The sequence below is a fragment of the Streptomyces sp. NPDC103540 genome, assembly GCF_055584445.1.
The window spans coordinates 373,478-392,084 of sequence record NZ_JBVJMA010000008.1 but is presented as its reverse complement, the minus strand read 5'-3'; the positions used below and the strand labels follow the sequence as shown (position 1 = coordinate 392,084).

The window sequence follows — 18,607 nt, the reverse complement described above, 5'->3', positions numbered from 1 at the left end:
CCTCGCGGCTCAGGACGCGGCGCAGGAATTTGTGTCGTGCGACACGTGCAGCCCGGGCAACGCGGCGCGGCGGAAAGCCGTCGTAGGCGGTAGCAGACGTATATGGGGCGGGGGACAAGCTGTGATTCGAGTCGCGGTCGTGGACGACGAGCCGGTGGTCCGGGCGGGGCTGCGGCTGATCCTGGACTCCGCCGGCGACATCAGCGTGGTGGTCGAGGTTGGGGGCGCCGGCGCGGTGGAGAGCCTGCGGGCCCATCGCGTGGACGTGCTGCTGCTGGACATCCGGATGCCGGGCGTGGACGGGATGTCCGTGCTCCACCGGATCGTCGGCGCGCCAGGGGCTCCCGCCGTGGCCATGCTCACCAGTTTCGGTCTGGAGGAGTACGTCGAAGAGGCGCTGCGGGCCGGGGCGGCCGGGTTCCTGATGAAGAACTCCTCTCCGGAACAGCTGATCCACTCGGTGCGGACCCTCGCGGCCGGCGGCCGGGTCCTGGCGCCCGAGGCGACGGGACCGGTGATCGAGGGGTACCTCGCCTCGGGCCACGACACCGGGGCGGTCCGGCTCGTGGGCCGGCTGAGCGGGCGCGAGCTCCAGGTGCTGGCCCAGGTGGCCGCCGGCCACAACAACCTCGCCATCGCGCAGCGGATGCACCTGGCCCACGGCACCGTCAAGGACCACGTGAGTTCGGTCCTGACGAAGCTGGGCGGCCTCAACCGTGTCCAGGCCGCCGTCATCGCCGAGCGCGCGGGGCTGCTCGGGCCCGGGCGGGCCCGAACGTGATCGTGCGGATGCTGCAGGGGCTGCGCGTGGGCCTCCAGACCGTGCGCGGCAGGCCGGGCACCACGCCTGGCGCGACCGTCGCCAGCGCGCTGGTCGAGCTCCAGCGCGTTCCGGCCGGCAGGCGTCCTGCCTGGAGCCTGGTGCCTGTCCTCGGCGCGATGGGCGATGTCCTCGTCATCAACATCCCCTCCCACACGGTCACCAGTCTGTCCCTCTCGCTGGCGGCCGCCGCGACGCTGCTGCTGCGCCACAGGGCGCCTGAGGTGGCTCTGCTCGTCACGCTGCCCGCGTACTGTCTCGGCTACCTCAACCTCGCACCGCTGATCGCGCTGTACTACATAGCCGCCCGGCGCGGCCCGGCCCTTGTGGGATGGGCCGCGGCAGCGGTGACCGCCGTCCTGTACGGCCTCGTCTCCCCCGCCTCCGGGGACCTCCCCCTCACCGTCGGCCTGGACAACCTGGACGCGAGCTCTCCGCTGGAATGCTGCGCCGTTCCGATCCTGGCCATCGTCATCGGCCGCTCGACACGGGCCCGGCAGGAGCAGCTGGAGGAAGCCCGGGCCCGCCGGATGCTGGAGGAACGGCTGCACACCCAGCAGGCGCTGAACGCCGAACGCAGCCGGCTGGCGCGGGAGATGCACGACACCGTCTCCCACAAGATCAGCCTGATCAGCCTGCAGGCCGGCGCGCTCCAGGTCGCCCCGCCGGAATCCGTGAACGTCCACGAAAGTGCCCAGCAGATCCAGCGGCTGGCCGCACGGACCGTCACCGAACTCCACGACCTGCTCCACGTCCTTCGGACCGGCGAGGTCGCAGGAGCCGAGTCACCGTCGGTGCCCGGTTTCGGGGGCCTCGGCGAGCTGGTGCAGGACAGCGGGCTGTCCGTCCGCCTCGACCTCCCCGGCGCCTGGCCGCACACGACGCGCGAGGTCGAAGGCGCCGTCTACCGCACGGTCCAGGAAGCCCTGACCAACATCCGCAAACACGCCCCCGGATCCCCCGTGGAGGTGGCCGTCACGGCCGACGACCACAGCCTGCGCGTAAGGGTCCGCAACGGACCTCCTGCTGAGGACGCGACCCCGCTTCGCATCCCTGGAAGCTGCCGGGGGCTCACCGGGCTGGCGGAACGCGCCCGCCTCCTCGGCGGCACGCTCACCGCCGGCCCCGCGCCCGACGGCAGCTACACCGTCACCGCGGTCTTCCCCCACGCACACAAGGCACCCGCGCGGTAGCCGGAAGGGAGCTGCGGGAGGCCGGTCGCGCAGGGGACGGCGTCCCTGGCGGCACGGCCAGGGACAGGCCCCGGCACCCCGCCGGTCGGCGGGGTGGGAACCGTCCCGCGGGGGGTACAGCGCGGGCCCGGCCGGTTCGATGCTGGTGCGGACCGACGGCGCCGCGGTCGGGAGCGACTCCCGAGCCGGCGCCCTGACGAACTCGTGTTGAGGAAATCCGTGTACAGAGCATCACTTCGCAGCGCGGCCGTGGCCGGCCTCATATCCGTTTCCCTGGTCGGCGGCATGTCCTCCGCCGCCCTGGCCGACTCGAGCCCGACGGGAGCGGAGCGCACCGGGCAGGCGGTCGAGAAAGCCACCGGCACAGCCGGGCTGCTGGCTGCCGCGGTCCCGGGGAACAGCCTTCCGGCCAGCTCGGCGGGCGAGGTCTTCGTGGCGACGGGGACCGGTGAACGCGTCTCGATCGGTCTGCCCGAGACGAAGGACAGCGCCGGTGTCAGCACCGGCAGGGGCACCACGGTCTACCCCGACGCCGCTCCCGGCGCCGACCTCGCCGTGCAGGCCACCGCCGACGGCGCACGGGCCCTGGTCGTCATCAAGGACAAGAGCGCGCCCAAGGAGTACGGCTTCGACCTCGGGCTGCCTTCCGGTGCCGAGGTGAAGCAGCTGGCCGACGGCTCCCTCCTCGTGGTCAAGGACCGCATGCCGCTGGGCCTCCTGGACGCCCCGTGGGCCAAGGACGCCAACGGCCACCCGGTCGCCACCTCCTACCGGGTGGAAGGCAACCGCATCGTCCAGACGGTCGCCTTCGACGACAGCACCGCCTTCCCCGTGGTCGCCGACCCCAACTGGAAGGCGATCGCATCCGCCTTCCAGAAGATCGGCGGGTTCGCCAAGGCCGTCGGCGGCAAGTACGCCGACTTCCAGCAGTGGTTCAACAGCAAGCCCGCATGGGTCCGCTACCCGATCAAGGCGGTCATGCCCGGCCTGTCCTTGTATGACATCTGGTGGCACTTCAACCACTGACCCGTCTCCGGCCCATCCGGCCGTCCCGGCGGACGATGACCGAACACCATGAAACAGGGATCGGAAGTACATGAGCGAAGAGGCCGTCGACAACGTGGCGACGGAGGGCACATGGGCCATTCCCATGCTGGTGCTGTTCCCCTCCGGACTCATCGTGATCATCACCGACCTGGACGTGCCATGGCTCATCGGAGCCTGGATCTGCATTGGCCTGGCAGGACTCCTGATCACCACCGGATGGATCCAGGCCGTCCGCAACGGCATCCGCCGGGCAACAGGCTGGGCGACCTGCGCTGCGGTCCACCTCGTCCTCGCCTGGCAGGTGGCCCGGCTCCTGGATTGACCACAACGGCGAAGAGGCAGCGCGGTTGCGCGGTGGTCGCAGGGGGTGTCGCTGCGACCACCGCTGGCGGGGCCTGCTCGCGCCATGAGCAGGCCCTCGGCACCGCTCGTCGCCATCAGCCGGCTGGGTGCCGGGCCAGGAGCCCGGCGCGCAGCCGGAGGTGCTCAAAACAGTCCGGGCGGCAGGTCGGATGGGCCGTGAGACGAAGTGCACACGGCCGGACATGTTCTGTGGTGGGTCTTGGCCGGCGCGGCAGCGTGTTTGCTGCTCGCCTTCGCTCGCGGCGATACGCCGCCTTCGTGACGCAACTCCCGTCGAGGAGCCGGCAGGGGCGATGGAGCGGAGCTGATCAGCGCGAACCAGGTCTTCCTCGCCGTGTTGGCGGGCGGAGCTTGGTCGCGGTCCACTCCGCGCCGTACCGGCACAGGGCCTCCGCCGACGGCGGCAACCACTCCGCGGGGTCACGGTCGGCCTTCGTCCTGTTCGACCGCGCCGTCACCGCCACCAGCGAGGCCGGCCGCCCCTGGTCGTTCGCGTACGCCTCCCGCCGCGCCGCAGTCCGGCCAGAGGCCCCAGTCGGTGGGGAGCGTCATTCGAACCGTGCGGTACTCCCGACTCATGAACGTTGACAAACCCAGGCGGTAATGTCAGCGGCCGTCGCGACGCCACTCGTAGCGCCACACCGCGTCGCGGTAATCCTCCTCGTCCGGGTAGCCTGGCTGTGGCGGGCCAAGGCGACGTGCCGCTTCCGTGCACCGCTCATCGTCGTGGAGGGCGAGCCCATATACGGCGAGGACCTGGACCTGACGGTCCGTGTCGTCCAGCAGCGCGGCCGTGGCTTCGGCAAGGACGGGATCGAGGTCTCTGCCCTGCCCGGCCGAGCGACAGGCTGCCCGCCGTACCGCCGCGTCCACATCCGTCATCAGCACCAGCAGTGCCTCACGAGCATCCTCGGACAGGTCCGTGGAGTCCTGACGCGCGCCCAGGCCGCCGGCCACGGCTCGCCGGACGCCGGCGTCGTGGTGGGCAATGTGCGCCAGGAGGGCCGCTTCGGCACGCGATCCGGCGTACGAACCAAGTCCATGCAGCACCTCTGTGAGGACGGCGTTGTCCGTCTCCTGACCCGACCAGTCGGTGAGGGCGTCCACGGCGAGGACGCAGAACTCTTCCTCGTGGCTGTCAGCGAAGAGCTCGATCAGCCGCATCAGCTCGGCACCGAACAACCGGCGGGACGGGTCCGCATCAGCGCGCAAGGTCTCGGCGAACGTCCAGGTCTCCTGATCACGTCGGTGAGACAGCAGGATCGCGGCCCGTCCCCACGCTGTGTGGTCCGGGTCGCGGTCCAACGCGCGTGTGATGAGTTCCTCGCACGAGGCACGGGTGCCAAGCTGTTCCTCCAGGTCTGTGAGGATCGCCCCGTGCCCGTCCCGCACGGTGATTCCGCCGAGCGTGAGCTCGCCGACGGTGCAGTACTCATCGTCCTGGACCCGTGTACGGACGACATCGTCTTGGGAGCCGGTGCGGCGCCGCAGTTCGGCTTCGGTCCCCGCCTCGTGCCACCTGCGCGCGATATCCCGCATCTCCATCAGCTCGGACGCCGGGTACCTGTCCCGGATGCTGTGATCCAGAAGGGCCCCGACCAGCGCGGGCGAACCCGAATCAACCGCCTCGCGCAGGGGCAGCAGTTCCTCCGGCGCGCACTGGCTGGCATCGGCCCCACCCATGAGCAGCAGATCGGCGATGTGCCCGTGGAACGCCTGGACAGCCACAGCGAACGCGGCGGTCCGCTCGTCGTAGTCCCCGTAGTCCCCGTCCTCCTCCAGAAGCTGCTTCACACGGAGCGTGTCCCCAGCCCGAGCAGCGGCGACCAGAGGAGGCTCCACCACATCGCCCACGCGCCCACCCACATCCATCACTTCACTCCCCCTCCGCGTTTCCGCAGCTCAGTCTAGGTCTGTCCACGATCTGCGGTGGGACTGTAAATCGTTCGACTCTTCCAAGATTTTCGTAGGCGTTGATCGTTGCGGGGGGCCGTCAGTTCAACAGGATGATCTGGCGAAGGAGGCGATGACCTGCGCGGCCATACATCGAGCGCTTGACGAGTTTGATCTTGATGTTGACTCCTTCCGTACGGCCGTTGTGGTGCGGCAGGGTCACGGCGGCGTCGACGGCAGCGCGGTCGCGTTCGAGGCCGTTCGCGAAGGAGCGCAGGAAGGGCAGGTCGGCTTCGCGGGTTCGGCTGATCCAGCTGGTCAGGGCCTCCGCGTTGTCCGCGGCCGGGATCAGCAGGTCGGCGAAGGTTCGGAGTTGGCCCGCCAGCGCGGTCATCTGCGGACAGGAGCCGGCGAGCTGGTCGCGCAAGGTGCGCTGATCAGCATCGAGGCGGTCCGGGCGGGTGGTCATCAGGCGGGTGACGCGGCGCGGAGAGAGGGTGGCGTGGTCGGCTTCGACGCGGCCTTGGTTGATGTAGCGGACCAGGAGGTTTGCGCTGCCGGTGCAGCCCATCTCCCTGATCTCGGCAAGCAGGTGGGTGGTGGGGACGGCCGGGTCCTCCGCACGGCGTTCTCGCAGGTGGTTGCGGTAGGGGTCGACCAGGCCGGGCCGGTAGGTGGGGGTGCGGACAAGGCGGTCGGGCAACACTTCGATCCGCTCGCCGGTGTCCGCATCGATGAGGACAGTGGCGTAACGGTGGCCCTTGAGCAGGGCGAACTCATCGATCCCCGCCACCCGCGGCACTGGCCGGTCCGGCAGAGTGATCCGCATCAGGCAGTTCAGCACCGTCGCTCCGGACAATGCGTGGTGCAGGACCCTGGGCAGCCGGGCGCCGGCCGAGCCGGCCAGAGCCACCGAGACCGCCTCGACCACCCGCCGCAGCGCCGGGGTACGTCGTTGCTATCGCTCCGTCAGACCGTCGACCTGCTCGACGAAGGTCAGCTTCAGGCAGTCTGGATTCTCGCAGTACAACCGCCGCACGGACAGGTCGATCACCAGCGGACGCCCTCCTACCGCCTCGTCCGCGACACGACGCACGTACCGCGAGTGCGTCCACCGCGACACCTGCCCGCATCCCGGACAAGTTCGGGGTATGTCGTCCCTGGTCACGGCGGTGACCCGAACCGCCTCCGGGCTGGTCCTCCACCCGCTCGATCCGTAACCCGGCCGGCTGCGGCAACAGTTCCTCGATAGCGACGACACACGCCACAAGCCTGGCAGCGACATCCCTGCCCCCAGGCCGGATCGCCAAGACGATCAACGCCTACGAAAATCTTGGAAGAGCCGAACGATTTACGGTCCCTCTGGAAGCGGCGGAGTGCTTGCTTCGGAACCATGGTTGTGCTCCGTACGACGAGGGGGCCCAGGTGCGGCTCGCAAAGGACGGACGAGTTGCCGTGCGACGTCGCGATGCGGTTGAGTCTGCAGGTCAAGTGTTCGAGAAACCAGTGGGGGTTGACGGTGTTCAGGACAGTACGGGGGCTCGCGGGTGGAGCAGCGCTGATAGTGGCGCTGACGGCGTGCGGAAGTGATGGTGACGACGGGGCGAGTGCTGTCGGCGGCGCCGGGGCCGCGGGTGGCAAGGGGAATGCTCCGGTGGTGACCGAGGACATGATCCGCACGGCCCTCATCAGCAAGACCGCAGCGCCGCAGGGATGGCGGGCGGTGGGCGGCGTCCAGACCTACGAGGGCGGCGACAGTCTGCGGGCGTGCGAGGAGCATACAAGCACGAGCTGCGGCGGCTTCGTCTCGGTCGGGTCGACTACGCTCTCCCTCGAAGAGAGCACGGCGCTTGGCGGTTCGACCATCCGGTTCTCCATCGTGTCGTTCAGGTCGGTGGACGATGCGAAGGCCGGGCTGAAGGGCATGTCAGCCGAAGCGCGGCGGAAGGCGGGGCCTGAGGCGAAGCCGCTGAAGATCTCTGCCGGTGCCGACGAGACCGACGCCTTCACGGGTCCGCACACCGAGGTCATGATGCGCGTCGGAAGCACCCTGATCCGGCTGGAGAGCGGGAACCTGAAGGAGAACCAACCCCAGCCCTACGGCGACTTCGCCAAGCTCCAGATTGACCGCCTCAACAAGACGACCGAGGGGAAGAACCCCGACGCCTGAGGCCGGCGCCCTTGTAGCGGCCGGGATGCAAGGGGCTGTCCCGGCCGCTCCACTGAGCGGTGATCCGATCACCGTCCCAACGCGGGCTTGGTGAACGTGCCACTACCCGGATCAAGCCGTTACGGGACGAAGCCGCAGCGGGGTGGGCGGTTGGGCGGTCCAACGCTTCTACTTCTGACCGACATTGCCGAGCCTCACATGCCGGAACCGCTGCCAACACTCGTCGACATTCGTTCTCGTATCCCGGTTCTGGCGCAACTCCTATGGTCCGTGACTGTGGGTAACCGATTAGATCTCGAAGAGAACTTCCTCTTGTGGCGGGATCGGAGGGTCAAGGACGTCGCGGAGGCGGGTGATCTCCTGACGCCACTGCGACCAGTTCGCAGCTTCGGCCCACAGCTCGGCGAGTTCAGACCGGTCGGAGACCACTTGGGCCAGGGCGTCGACTGCGAGCGCTCGAAGGTCTGCGGGCAACTCCGGTAGCGGCTCTGATGGGCCATAGTTCAAACACGCCGGCTCGCCGTAAGGATGCCGGGCAACGACCAGGGCAGCTGCGGCCACAGCCCGCTCGCCGTCGTAGACGCCGAGGAAGTCCACGTGGCTGGCGGCGCGTACGAGCACGCTGCGGATCATGGGTTCACGTTCTTCCCGCGCTGCCTCGTCCAGATCACCCCCGAAGTCGGCGGCGGTGTCGTTGTCGAAGGGGCCGGTATCCCAGGTGCCCATATCTCTCCTCGCATGGCCGTCTGGGCGATCGTCGCACTGGCCACCGACAACGAGGTCACGAGGCAAGCAGCACCCGCTTGCGCAGGAGCTTGAAGCCGGCGCGTCCGTACATCTGCCGCTTGATCATTTTGATGCGGTTGACGTGACCTTCCACGACACCCGAGCTCCAGGGCAGGGTCAGGCCGACGGTTACAGCCGCGAGGTCACGTTCGAGGCCACTGATGAAGGTGGGCATGCTGGGCAGGTCGTCGGCCCGGAGCGCCGCGATCCACTCGGGGAGGCGTTCTCCCTGGAGCTGGGTGAGCATCTGCCCGAAGGAACGGATGTGGCCGGCGAACACGTCCAGCTCGGGGCAGTGAGCCAGAACGGACTTCAGCTTCAGCCGATCCTTCTCCGCAAGGGCGTCCGGGTGGGTCAAGATCCATCCGGCGACTGTCCTGGGCGACGGCGGCCGACCCTCCGGCACAGGGTCCCGGAGTAGGATGCGCGAGCCCCTTGGGGTGCTCGCGCATCCTTACAGAGTTTTAACGTCCCGCTGGAACGAACTGGATCACATATTCTTCCAGCCCTTGAATGGGACATTCGGTGCCGACCATCTCGTCATATCTCGCCCGTGCGGTTTCGCCACCCTTTCGCCAGACGCTGAGAGCGTATTCGGCCTCTGGCTCCAGGGTGAACCGAAGTGTCGGCCCGTCGATATTCGCAAGGATCGCGCGACCGCTCAGACTCCGATATGCACCCTCGAAGATGGACGCGAACTCCTCGTCGGGGCAGAGCGACACGGTCCGGATGTCGGAGCAATTGTCAAAAGTTGTGGATTGACTGTTGCTGATGGCGGTGTCGGGCCAGATGCGCGAGCAGTAGTTCGGTGAGGCGTTCGGGTGCGCGTAGCGGTAGGTAGTGGTCGGCTCCGGATACCAGGTCGCCGCCGGCGTCGGGGATGTCGGCGACGAGCCTGTCGGCGATCACCGCGATCTCGGAATGGTCGCGGTCGCCGTGGATGACGAGCGTCGGCACGGCGATCTGGTCGAGGCAGGCGGCGGCGTTCCGGCCCAGATCCGCGAAGTGTTGTTCGCTGACGATGCGCCGCTGCGCGTTGTCCTCGATCATCAACTTGATCAGCTCTCCGCCCGGGGCGGTGACGCCGAGGGGCGCCCAGATCGACAGTTCCAGTTCGGCCAGCCGTGCGGCGTCCCGCTCGCGACGGGCTGCGGCGTAGGCCGACGATTCAGGGTCCTGCGGCCATGTGTGGCCGCTGACAGAGGCCCCGACCAGGACCAGAGCGCTGACTCGCGCGGGGTGGACGAGGGAGAAATCCAGTGCCGTCTCCCCACCCATGCTCAGCCCGACCAGCGCAGCCTGATCCAGTCCGAAGTAGTCCAGGACGGCGAGCAGATCTTCCACGTCGTCAAACGGATCCTCCGGCGGCGTGGAGCGGCCCAGGCCGCGGGCGTCGAAGCGAACCACGCTGTGGTGACGGGCCAACGCGGGGACGACGAGGTCCCACAGGCGGGCGTCCATGCCGGCGCCGTGCAGCAGTGCCACCGGGCTTCCCGTTCCGCGGTGTTCGGCCCACAGCCACCCGCCACCGGAGACCGGCACGCGATGGGTTTCTGGGTCCTGTGCGAGGTCGTGTTCATCGGTGCTCTGCCTCATGACGCGATCATCTCAGAGCGTTCGACGTGGATTCCGCGCTCGAAGCGGGCTCCGGCCCGCACGAGGGCAACCAGGTGGGGTGCGTTCACGGCGCGCCGGCGGGTCCGGGCCGACTCGATGAGTTCGAAGGCCATCGCGAGCGCGGCGGCGCGGGAGCCGGCACCGCGGGTGCCCTTGGTCCGCAAACGGACCGTGCTGAAGGTTGATTCGATGGGGTTCGTGGTGCGCAGGTGGATCCAGTGCTCGGCCGGGTAGTCGTAGAACCCCAGGAGTACGTCCTCATCATCGACGGCCTTCGCCACGGCCTTGTGGAACTCCGCGCCGTACTGTCTGGCGAACGCCCTGATCGCAGCGCCGGCGTGGTCTTCGTCCTCGGCGTTGTAGATGTCTGCGATCGCCGCCTTGACCGCGGGCTGCGCGGACTTCGGCAGGGCGTCGAGCACGTTGGCGGTCTTGTGAACCCAGCAGCGCTGTTCGCTGGTTTCGGGGAACACTTCGCGCAGCGCCTTCCAGAACCTGAGCGCGCCGTCGCCGACCGCGAGGACCGGAGCGCGCATCCCGCGCCGGGAGCGGTCGCGCATCAGGTTCGCCCACGACTCGCCGGACTCCCGGTAGCCCTCCTCCAGGGCAATCAGCTCCTTGCTTCCGTCGGCCCGGATCCCGACCATGACCGGCACGCACGCCTTGGCCTGGTCCAGGCGCACCCTCAGATGCACGCCGTCGGCCCACACGTAGACGAAGTCCGTCTTGGACAGGTCGCGCTTCTGCAACGTCTTGTGGTCTTCGGTCCAGGTCGCCGTCAGCCTGCTGATCGTGGCCGGAGACAGCCCGGCCACGGACCCGAGGAACTGCTCCAGAGCCGGGACGAAGTCGCCGGTGGACAGGCCGTGCAGGTAGAGCAGCGGCAGCACCTCGGATACCTACGGGGTCTTGCGAGTCCACGGCGGCAGGATCGCCGAGGAGAACCGCTGCCGTTCGCCGTTCATCTCATCGACGCGCTTGTCGTTGACCCGCGGGGCCTTGACCTCGACCGCGCCGGCGCTGGTCGCGATCCCCCGGGGCTGGTGGAAGCCGTTGCGCACCACCAGGCGGCGCCCGGCCTCGTCGCGGGCGTCAGCCGGCTCGGCCTGGTAGGAGTTGACCTCGGCCTCAAGCGCGGCGGCCGGCATCCGCCGCGCACCTTCCCGGACGATCTCGTCGATCAGGGAGCCTTTTTCGGTAGGACCGTCGACGTTGCCTACGGTAAGCACAGGACGTGCCCTCCCGACCGACGCGGCAACGTCGGTCTCATCGGTGACCAGGAAACGATCACTCGGGAGAGGACGCCCTCACCGAGCCGATCCACAGGTTCCGATCATTGCTCTTTCGGCTGCGCGCGGGGGCCGTCGGTCTTCTGGCGGCGGTTGGTGCGCTGCAGCCGAATCGTGCCGCAGCGCCGGATATCCGCACGCGCGGAACCGCAACGAGGGTGGCCTCATCCCCGACGGGACGCGGCCACCCACCACCACCCACACCCGCCCTGCACCTCGGCCCGGGCCCGCGCCCGGCTGGGCTTGGCCACCGCCGGTCGACCGGCGCGACCGATGCCACAACCGAAGGAGCGCAGCGGGCGTAGCAGCGAACGGGCGGCGCGGCCTGGTCGAAGGGCGGCCCGTGGGTGACGTCGGGTGTGGTTTCGGCGTTGTGCGGGCATGGACGAGGACGTGCTGGATCTGCTCGATGCCCTGCTCGACGGCGTGAACGAAACCCGTGTGAAGCTCATCAGCGCCGACGAAGCCCGTGCGCTCATGGTCTTGTTGGGCGTCCTGGACCACGAGGACCAGGACGAGGACATCCGTCGGGCCGCGAGCGAACTCCGCTTCCGCATCAGCTCCCGCCTCGCCACCCCCACCCACCCGGCACCCTACCCGTAAACCCCGCCCCCGCCCTGAAGCCGGTTCGAGAACGAACCGGGTCACCGGCCCGCCCGGCCCGCCCGGCCCGTCACCGGCACCGGCAAGCCTTCGCCGATGCCCGGGAGCCGTTACGGAGCGGGAGCGAACTCCACGGGGGTGTCCTGGCAGCCCGCCGCGATGTCCCACAGTCGGTCCCGCTCCAGCTCGTCGACGGCAAGGCCCCAGCGGAGCTTGGTCGCGGTCCACTCCACTCCTGCGCCTGCGACTCCAGCCGCTACGAGTACAGAACGTGCTGACCTCGCCGGGCGTCCGGTGTGTGGGGACCGGTCGGGGGGTAGAGGGCCGACGCGGGGTGGGGCGCCGCGTCGGGGGTGGGCGGATGTGGGTGTGGCTGTGCGTCGGCGTGTGGTGTCTGGCGACCGGATCGGTAGCGGGTCACTGGTGGGCCCGCCGCAAGGTTCGCTCGTTTCGTGCCACTCCCCCGGACCAGCCGCCCGTACTGGACGACCACGCGTACGCGTTCCTCCGTGGCCAGGCGCGCCGGACCGCTCAGACGGCGCTGACCGCTCTGTACCTGCAAGGCCGGATAACCGTCGACGGGCGCGGCATCAGCCTGACCGGCTCCGCGGGTCCGGACCCGGATCCGGACAGGCACCCGGTCCTGGCCGCCGCCCTGGCCTCCTGCCGCCCGGGCCGGCCGGTGTCCGCCCGCCGCGTCGAAATGCGCACCGAACGCAGTGCCCAGGTACGCCGGGTCGGCGACGTCCTCGCCCGGGACGGGCTGATCGTCCACCCCGCCCTGCTCGCCCGGGCGGAAGCCTGGTCCGGCATGCTCATCCTGGCCCTGAGCGCGGCGAGTTGGTTCGTGCTGGCCGGCCTGATCGCCTACCGCGGCTACGGCAGTGCCCCGGCAGGGTGGGCGGCCGCCGCCGTCCCGGCCGGGCTTCTCACCCTGCTGGTGGGAAGCAGGTCACAGGCGCCGGCCGGCGGGCCGACCCCGGCCGGTAGGGAGCTGATCGAGTCGCAGCGGCAGCCGGCCGGGGACGGACCGCACGACCGGATCCTGCGCGAGGTGGCGGCCGAAGGCACCCACGCCACCAAGATGCCCCCCGAACTCGCCCGCGCCCTGTACCGGCCCCCGCCCTCCTCGTACCAATCCGACGACCCGCCCGCGCTCGGCGGCATCGGCGGGATCGGCGGACTCTGAACGGGTACTCGGGCGCCCGCCGTCAACCCCGGCTACGCCGGTCGATCGACGGGGCCGATGAGAGCATCAGCCAACGGCATGGCTTGCCGGACTTGCCGAAGAACGCTGCGCGGCCACCGACAAGTCCGGCGCGGATGCCGGTCGGCACCGGCGCCGGGGCCCGGGTCGGTCGAACTGGCTCCAGCGGCCGTAGCGGGCCAGGAGGGTCCGGGAGTCGTCGATGTTCAACCCCAGCGAGGCGGCCACCTTGTCCGGCCCTGCCGGCCGTGTCGATCGTCTCAAGTCGGGGGATGTCGAAGGACATCGTGCCAGGCTCCGCGACCGGCTCCGCGCCAGCGGCCACTACCGCGTCGGCCGGCTCCCCGCGCTGGAGCCGGCGGGCGCGGGCACCGCGGGGATGCGCCCGCCGAAGCGGCTGTACGACGCCTGCACGCCACCGCCGGCCGAACCAGGACCCGGGCATCCGCGCCGCCTCCGCTGAGCCCGGTCCGGGCACCGCTGGTTCACATGAGCCGTCTCAGCAGGCCACGGGCAGCAACCGCGGCTTCCTCCGCGTCCAGCCCGGTCAGCATGGCGATATGCGCGGTCGCGGCCAACGCCGAATGCTCCGCAGCCTGATGCAGGTGTTCCCCGTACAAGCTGGGGCCGGCCTCCTCGAACCGGACGGCCAATGCCTGCAGGGCGGTATGGCGCCCCTGCTCGTCCTCGGGGTGCGCGGCGGCCAGGCACTCCTGCACAAGGCGCCGTGCGTGTACGTGTGCGGTATCCATGCCGCAGAAACGATCATGGCCACAGCAGGGTTACGACCCCGGCCGGTGCATGGCTCGCGGAACGGGCTCACTCGTGCGGGCTATCCGGTGTCGGCTGCGGTAGCCCGTAACGGGGGCTTGGGGGCGGTCGTTCTGTTGCTGGACGACCTCGAGGACGACCTTCGTCCCCCTTCGACAGGAGCAGCGCATGGCCACCGATCTGCAGGTCCGTAAGATCAACCGCTCTTTCCAGCACATCGATGTGGACAACAGCGGCTATGCCGCGCTCGAGGACATGCAGGGCCTGGGTGCCCGGCTGCTCACCGGTCTGGGTGTCTCGCCGGCCTCGGAACGGGGACGGGCCGTGCTGGACTCCTTCGACACGTTCTGGGACGGCCTGCTGGCCGTGGCCGACGAGAACAAGGACGGGCGGCTCTCGAGGGACGAGTTCGAGCACTCCATGATCGTGAACTTCGTGGACGGCGACCGGTTCGACGCCCTCTTCGAGCCGGCCGCGCGCGCGGTGGTCACGGCATTGGACCTGGACGGTGACGGCCAGGTCGACCAGCAGGAATTCAACGTGTTCCAGGAAGCCTTCGGCCGCTCGGAGGAACACAGTGCGACCGCGTTCGCCAAGCTCGACCGAGACGGGGACGGACAGCTCACCGTCGCCGAACTGCTGACCGCGACCCGGGAGTACTACACCTCCGCCGACCCCGACGCCGTCGGCAACTTCCTCTTCGGCGAGCCTTGCTGACCTCCCGAAGCCCCCAGGCCACGCTGGTCGCGCAGATCCCCGCACTACGCGGGAACTGCCGCCTGCACCCGGACACCGAGCGTGCCGGCCGGCTGGCGCGCGCCTGGGCACGGGAAGTGGGCCTGGCCGCCGATGACGCGGGCGAACACCGCCTGCGTGGCATCGGCGGCCACCGCCTGGCCGGCCGGATGTTCAGCGAGCTGAGCTTCGCGCGGTTGGCGCTGCTGACCCGCTGGTGCATCTGGATCGGCCTGCTCGACGACCACTGGGACGAGCGGACGCGCCCCCCACATGCCCGAGAGGTCAACGACACCTTCGACACCTTCCACCGCGTCACCGAGCACGGCAGGGATTCTGTCCGCGCCGCGCCCCTCGTGAGGGCCTTCGGCGAGCTGTGGCGGGACACAGCGCCACCGATGGGCCCAGCCTGGCGCGACCGGTTCCGCACGGGCCTGGAGAACACCCGCAAGGCCACCCTGTGGGAACTCGAAACCAGACGGGCCGGCCGTCCCGCATCCCTCGCCGAGTACCCGGCCCACCGCAGGGCCACCTTCGCCACGTTCATCTACGAGGTCGGCGAGGCTCTCCTGGGCACCGAACTTCCCCCTGCCCTGGCGACCGCGCCAGGCTGGACCGACGTCGCACACGCGGCCAACGACGCCGCCGCCTGGTGCAACGACCTCGTCTCACTGACCAGAGAACAGCAGGCAGGCAGCCTCACCAACCACGTCCTGGTCGCCGAGCACGAACTCGGACTCCCCCGCGCCGAGGCCATCGACTGGGTCATCCGCCGGACCTCCCAGCGGATGGACGACCTGCACCTGGCGGCCCGCGCCCTGTCCCCCCTGTACTCCCGGCTCGAACTGTCCCCCAGCACGGCCCGCGCCGCCAGCAAAGTCGCCTGCGCCTACCTCCTCGTCCCCCACGCCAACCTGGAATGGATGACCGAAGCCGACCGCTACCTCACAACACCACACGACACCGGAACCCCGCACGACGGACTACAACCGCGCTCCGGCGACACCTCCGGCCGACACGCCTGACAGGGGCCACATGCCCGCCAAGCATGCCCTTCACCCGGCGGCGTCGTGCCCCCTCCCCCGCGGCCCCTTCTTGTCCCTCTGTACCGGATCGTGGTGCAACGGGCCGCACGACAGAGGCAGCCGTGCTGATCCTCCTGCGTCTCCCCGCTTCGCTGACGTCGGTTCCTGCCCGGCGGAAACCGCCGGACCGGCCACACGAGTCGGTCTGGCCAACAGCCTCTGGACGAAGCGGCACACGCCGAGATACCGGGTGTGTCAGCGGCCTGCGGCATGATGCCGGGTGTGGCGGATCAACTTCCGAGTCCGTCTCTATCAGGGGGCTTCGTGGACAAGCTGGTCGCAGACGAGGTAGGGGTCACGGAGGATCCGCAGCTGCACTATGAGAGGTGGCAGTGGGGCGGACGGCTGCCCAGCGAGAGGCTGCGCGGTGTCCGCGGGAGCAACGTCTTGGGGCTGCTCACCTTCGACAGTGACCTGGTGCACACCCTCGACGTCGCGGGACCCGAGGTCCAGCGTTCAGTGGCACTGCTCTGCGCACGGCGGGCGTGCGAGGCGGCGGGCCTGACCGGTGTGGAGTGGGTCGCCCCGGCGCTCACCGCGTTGGCGCAGGGACATCCGCTGCCGCCGCCCTTCGACGACGACGACCGGATGTGGGAGACCCTGCGATCCAGCTCCCTCGTACCGGGTCCGACGGTGCTGGGGGCGACGCCCCCCGAGCGACCGCCGTACTTCCCCCCACCGCCGGCAGGGTGGGCATGGGTCCCGTCCGCCGAGCAGAGAGACGACGGGGCGACGCGCTACGAGCTCGACCGGCTACCGGGCAGCCGTGCGCCGATGACGTCCGCCTCCTTGCTCGTGTACCCCGGCACACCGGAAACCCGCGGACCGATCTCACAGCCGTACTTCGCTCTCCCCGCCGTACTCGCCGCCGCCGATCCCGATCCCCTCAAAGCGGCTCTGGACGCGGTATGGCATGCCTTGCACACGCACGGCGAGCACTACCCCGAACTACTGGAAGAAACCTGGGCAGTCTGCTCCGGACGGGCACGCGAGTAGGCGCGAAGCCCCTTCCCGGAGCGCGTTCGGCGACCTCGATCTCGTTGTCGAGGGCGCAGGCCACCGGCCTCTGATCGGAACCGCTCGATGGCCCGTACCGGCCCCGGCGCCGCCGCCGGCGGCCGGTACGGTCGGCGGCGGAGCCGATTCACGGCCGCCGACGTCGCGACACCGAACGTCAGCGCCGTCGTGCCGAAGCGGAGGGCCATGGTGAGGGCGGGCAGTACGTTCCCGGCGAGCGCGGCATCGTCACCGCGCTCGCCTCAGGTGTCAGAGCGTGCAGCCCGGGCCGGTGCGCGGCCGGGTGCAGAGGTTGAAGCCGGCGCCGCCGTCGTTGGTGTTGGTGCCGGTGCCGCCGTCCTGTACGTCGTTGCCGGCGCCGCCGAACTGCGTGTCGTTGCCGTCGCCGCCGTTGATGGCGTCGTTGCCGTTCTGGCCTTCGATGCGGTCGTTGCCGGCGGCTCCGGTGAGGGCGTCGGTGCCGTCGCCGCCGCAGATCAGGTCGTTGCCGCCACGGCCGTCGATGACGTCGTTACCGCCGAGGCCGAAGATCCTGTCGTCGCCGGGGGTGCCGATGAGGAGGTCGCCGCGCGGGGTGCCCTGGATGGTCGGGGTGGCGTTCGCGCAGGTGAGAGCGGGCGGTGCCTGGATGGTCAGGCTGAACTCGCGTGCGGCCGGGGGGACCTGGGGTTCGGGGTCGGTGGCGGTGACCGTGAACAGGTACGTCCCGGCCGCCGTGGGGTTGCCCGAGATCTGGCCCGTGGTGCTGTTGAGGGCCAGGCCGGGGGGCAGGGCGCCGTTGGTGAGGGCGAAGGTCGGGCTGCCGGTGCCGCCGCTGGTCTGGAGGGTGGTGGAGTAGGCGACGCCCTGGGTGCCGGACGGCAGCGGGCTGGTCGTGACCCAGGCCAGGTCCTCGACCTCGTAGGAGATCGTCACCCGAGCGGGGGTGGCGGCGGCCGACGAAGTTCCGCCCGCCGGAACCCGGTTCGAGCCGCCGCCTCCGGTGCCGGAGCCGTACTGGCCGGGGGCGAGCTGGTAGCAGCCGCCGCCACCGCCACCGCCGAACCAGCCGCCGCCACCACCGCCACCACCGAGGTTGACGCTGGCCCCTCCGGTGCCGCCGGCCCCCGGGGTGCCGGTGAGGCCCGGAAGGTCACCTGGCTCCAGCGGGACGCAGTTCGCGCCGGTGCCGGTGGTCCCGCCCGCGCCGCCGGCCGTCTGGGTGCCGCCGCCGCCGAAGCCCGCGCCACCGGGCTGGGTGGCGCCCGGACTGCCCGTGTCGCCGGCAGCGCCGCCCGGGGACGGGTTGGTCGTGACCGCGAAGCCGGGTGCGGAACCGCCTCCGCCGCCCGCGACGATCAGCCGTGGGTCCGTGGCGGGCACACCGGTCAGGACGCAGCCGGGCGCGCCGGAGACGCACGTCCGGACGTCGCTGGAACCGCCTCCCGCACCGCCGTTGCGCAGCGGGAACTGGCCGGTGCCTCCCGCGCCGCCGCCGGTGGCGACGTTGACGTAGAGGGTCGTGCCGGGGCTCACGGTGAGCGTGCCGGTCACCTGCGCCCCGCTTCCGGGGGTGCCGCCGTTGTTGGTCGCGGCGCCCGCCGCACCCACGGCGGTGATGTCCAGTTCGGTCACGCCGGCCGGCACCGTGAACGGCTGGTTCGCGCCCGCGTTGAAGACCCGCTGCACGGTCGCCGCCGCCGCGGGGGCGGCGACCGTGACGACCAGCCCCGTCGCGGGCATGGCCGTCGCCAGGAGCAGGAACGCCGCCTGCCGGGCAAGCGCGATGCGGGGCCTGCGAGCCCCCTTCGCTTCGCGATCCGGTGTCCGGTGCTGAACGGTGAGCGTCACGATCAAGGCTCCTTGGGGAGGATGGACCGCGGTCGGGCGGCCACGCCGGCGGCGTTCCGCCCCTGTCGGGACCGCCTCAGCATCCAGACACACCAGTCCGATCAATCCGCCCCGTGACGCGCGGCCCGAACACCGCTTTACTCCCATCGGCCGCATGGCCGACGGCGTGCGTCGACATCCG

General features: G+C 70.2%; 18 protein-coding genes and 3 pseudogenes. 10 read left to right on the top strand and 11 right to left on the bottom strand.

The features are described 5' to 3' along the window. The first annotated feature begins 139 nt into the window (after positions 1-139). From ACZ6ZI_RS21880 to ACZ6ZI_RS21865, 4 genes are all read left to right on the top strand, one after another. Positions 140-781, top strand: a complete 642-nt coding sequence (locus ACZ6ZI_RS21880) for a response regulator (protein WP_469523419.1) — start codon at positions 140-142, stop codon at positions 779-781. Positions 782-789: 8 nt separating this feature from the next. After that, positions 790-2,013 carry a sensor histidine kinase gene (locus tag ACZ6ZI_RS21875; RefSeq protein ID WP_469523456.1) on the top strand — a complete coding sequence of 408 codons (1,224 nt, stop codon included), beginning with the start codon at positions 790-792 and terminating at the stop codon, positions 2,011-2,013. 219 nt (positions 2,014-2,232) lie between these two features. Further along, the gene (locus ACZ6ZI_RS21870) at positions 2,233-3,039 is read left to right on the top strand and encodes a hypothetical protein (RefSeq protein ID WP_469523416.1); all 807 of its coding nucleotides are present in this window, start codon (positions 2,233-2,235) and stop codon (positions 3,037-3,039) included. Positions 3,040-3,109: 70 nt separating this feature from the next. Beyond that, the gene (locus tag ACZ6ZI_RS21865; protein WP_469523415.1) at positions 3,110-3,382 is read left to right on the top strand and encodes a hypothetical protein; all 273 of its coding nucleotides are present in this window, start codon (positions 3,110-3,112) and stop codon (positions 3,380-3,382) included. Positions 3,383-3,767: 385 nt separating this feature from the next. Here ACZ6ZI_RS21865 and ACZ6ZI_RS21860 read toward each other — a convergent pair. The 4 genes and pseudogenes from ACZ6ZI_RS21860 to ACZ6ZI_RS21845 all read right to left on the bottom strand — a co-directional run. Next, a pseudogene (locus ACZ6ZI_RS21860) lies at positions 3,768-3,959 on the bottom strand (HNH endonuclease); the annotation flags it as partial. 70 nt (positions 3,960-4,029) lie between these two features. Then, positions 4,030-5,217 (bottom strand): HEAT repeat domain-containing protein, encoded by a 1,188-nt coding sequence (locus ACZ6ZI_RS21855; RefSeq protein ID WP_469523411.1) that lies wholly within the window; start codon positions 5,215-5,217, stop codon positions 4,030-4,032. A gap of 199 nt (positions 5,218-5,416) precedes the next feature. Then, a complete protein-coding gene (locus tag ACZ6ZI_RS21850; RefSeq protein WP_469523454.1) occupies positions 5,417-5,887 on the bottom strand; it encodes a transposase in 471 nt (156 codons plus the stop codon). Positions 5,888-6,274: 387 nt separating this feature from the next. After that, on the bottom strand, positions 6,275-6,601 hold the full coding sequence (locus tag ACZ6ZI_RS21845) for a transposase family protein (RefSeq protein ID WP_469523409.1): 327 nt from the start codon (positions 6,599-6,601) through the stop codon (positions 6,275-6,277). Between the two features lie 372 nt (positions 6,602-6,973). Here ACZ6ZI_RS21845 and ACZ6ZI_RS21840 point away from each other — a divergent pair, with 372 nt between their 5' ends. Then, positions 6,974-7,486 carry a hypothetical protein gene (locus ACZ6ZI_RS21840; protein ID WP_469523406.1) on the top strand — a complete coding sequence of 171 codons (513 nt, stop codon included), beginning with the start codon at positions 6,974-6,976 and terminating at the stop codon, positions 7,484-7,486. Between the two features lie 288 nt (positions 7,487-7,774). Here the strand turns inward: ACZ6ZI_RS21840 and ACZ6ZI_RS21835 are convergent, their stop codons facing one another. The 4 genes and pseudogenes from ACZ6ZI_RS21835 to ACZ6ZI_RS21820 all read right to left on the bottom strand — a co-directional run bounded on the left by ACZ6ZI_RS21835 (position 7,775) and on the right by ACZ6ZI_RS21820 (position 11,118). Then, entirely contained in the window at positions 7,775-8,212 is a 438-nt protein-coding gene (locus ACZ6ZI_RS21835) for a DUF4259 domain-containing protein (protein WP_469523403.1), read from the bottom strand. A gap of 55 nt (positions 8,213-8,267) precedes the next feature. Continuing rightward, a pseudogene (locus ACZ6ZI_RS21830) lies at positions 8,268-8,666 on the bottom strand (ISL3 family transposase); the annotation flags it as partial. A 350-nt stretch (positions 8,667-9,016) separates the two neighbouring features. Beyond that, on the bottom strand, positions 9,017-9,868 hold the full coding sequence (locus ACZ6ZI_RS21825) for an alpha/beta fold hydrolase (RefSeq protein WP_469523400.1): 852 nt from the start codon (positions 9,866-9,868) through the stop codon (positions 9,017-9,019). Beyond that, a pseudogene (locus tag ACZ6ZI_RS21820) lies at positions 9,865-11,118 on the bottom strand (IS256 family transposase). Before ACZ6ZI_RS21820 ends, ACZ6ZI_RS21825 begins: the two are co-directional and overlap by 4 nt. Before the next feature lie 441 nt (positions 11,119-11,559). On the opposite strand from ACZ6ZI_RS21820, the gene ACZ6ZI_RS21815 reads away from it, so the two are divergent. Beyond that, positions 11,560-11,781 carry a hypothetical protein gene (locus ACZ6ZI_RS21815; protein ID WP_469523397.1) on the top strand — a complete coding sequence of 74 codons (222 nt, stop codon included), beginning with the start codon at positions 11,560-11,562 and terminating at the stop codon, positions 11,779-11,781. A 110-nt stretch (positions 11,782-11,891) separates the two neighbouring features. Here ACZ6ZI_RS21815 and ACZ6ZI_RS21810 read toward each other — a convergent pair whose 3' ends face one another. Then, complete coding sequence (locus ACZ6ZI_RS21810) at positions 11,892-12,014, bottom strand: hypothetical protein (protein ID WP_469523395.1); 123 nt, start codon at positions 12,012-12,014, stop codon at positions 11,892-11,894. Between the two features lie 128 nt (positions 12,015-12,142). Here ACZ6ZI_RS21810 and ACZ6ZI_RS21805 point away from each other — a divergent pair, with 128 nt between their 5' ends. After that, the gene (locus ACZ6ZI_RS21805) at positions 12,143-12,970 is read left to right on the top strand and encodes a TIGR04222 domain-containing membrane protein (protein WP_469523393.1); all 828 of its coding nucleotides are present in this window, start codon (positions 12,143-12,145) and stop codon (positions 12,968-12,970) included. Positions 12,971-13,473: 503 nt separating this feature from the next. Here the strand turns inward: ACZ6ZI_RS21805 and ACZ6ZI_RS21800 are convergent. Further along, on the bottom strand, positions 13,474-13,740 hold the full coding sequence (locus ACZ6ZI_RS21800) for a hypothetical protein (protein ID WP_469523391.1): 267 nt from the start codon (positions 13,738-13,740) through the stop codon (positions 13,474-13,476). A 187-nt stretch (positions 13,741-13,927) separates the two neighbouring features. Here ACZ6ZI_RS21800 and ACZ6ZI_RS21795 point away from each other — a divergent pair, with 187 nt between their 5' ends. The 3 genes from ACZ6ZI_RS21795 to ACZ6ZI_RS21785 all read left to right on the top strand — a co-directional run bounded on the left by ACZ6ZI_RS21795 (position 13,928) and on the right by ACZ6ZI_RS21785 (position 16,575). After that, positions 13,928-14,476 (top strand): EF-hand domain-containing protein, encoded by a 549-nt coding sequence (locus ACZ6ZI_RS21795; RefSeq protein WP_469523389.1) that lies wholly within the window; start codon positions 13,928-13,930, stop codon positions 14,474-14,476. After that, on the top strand, positions 14,470-15,519 hold the full coding sequence (locus ACZ6ZI_RS21790) for a terpene synthase family protein (RefSeq protein ID WP_469523387.1): 1,050 nt from the start codon (positions 14,470-14,472) through the stop codon (positions 15,517-15,519). Before ACZ6ZI_RS21795 ends, ACZ6ZI_RS21790 begins: the two co-directional genes overlap by 7 nt. 324 nt (positions 15,520-15,843) lie before the next feature. Beyond that, positions 15,844-16,575, top strand: a complete 732-nt coding sequence (locus ACZ6ZI_RS21785; protein ID WP_469523384.1) for a hypothetical protein — start codon at positions 15,844-15,846, stop codon at positions 16,573-16,575. Between the two features lie 270 nt (positions 16,576-16,845). On the opposite strand, the gene ACZ6ZI_RS21780 is transcribed toward ACZ6ZI_RS21785, so the two are convergent. Beyond that, positions 16,846-18,426 carry a calcium-binding protein gene (locus ACZ6ZI_RS21780; protein WP_469523382.1) on the bottom strand — a complete coding sequence of 527 codons (1,581 nt, stop codon included), beginning with the start codon at positions 18,424-18,426 and terminating at the stop codon, positions 16,846-16,848. Between the last annotated feature and the right edge of the window lie 181 nt (positions 18,427-18,607).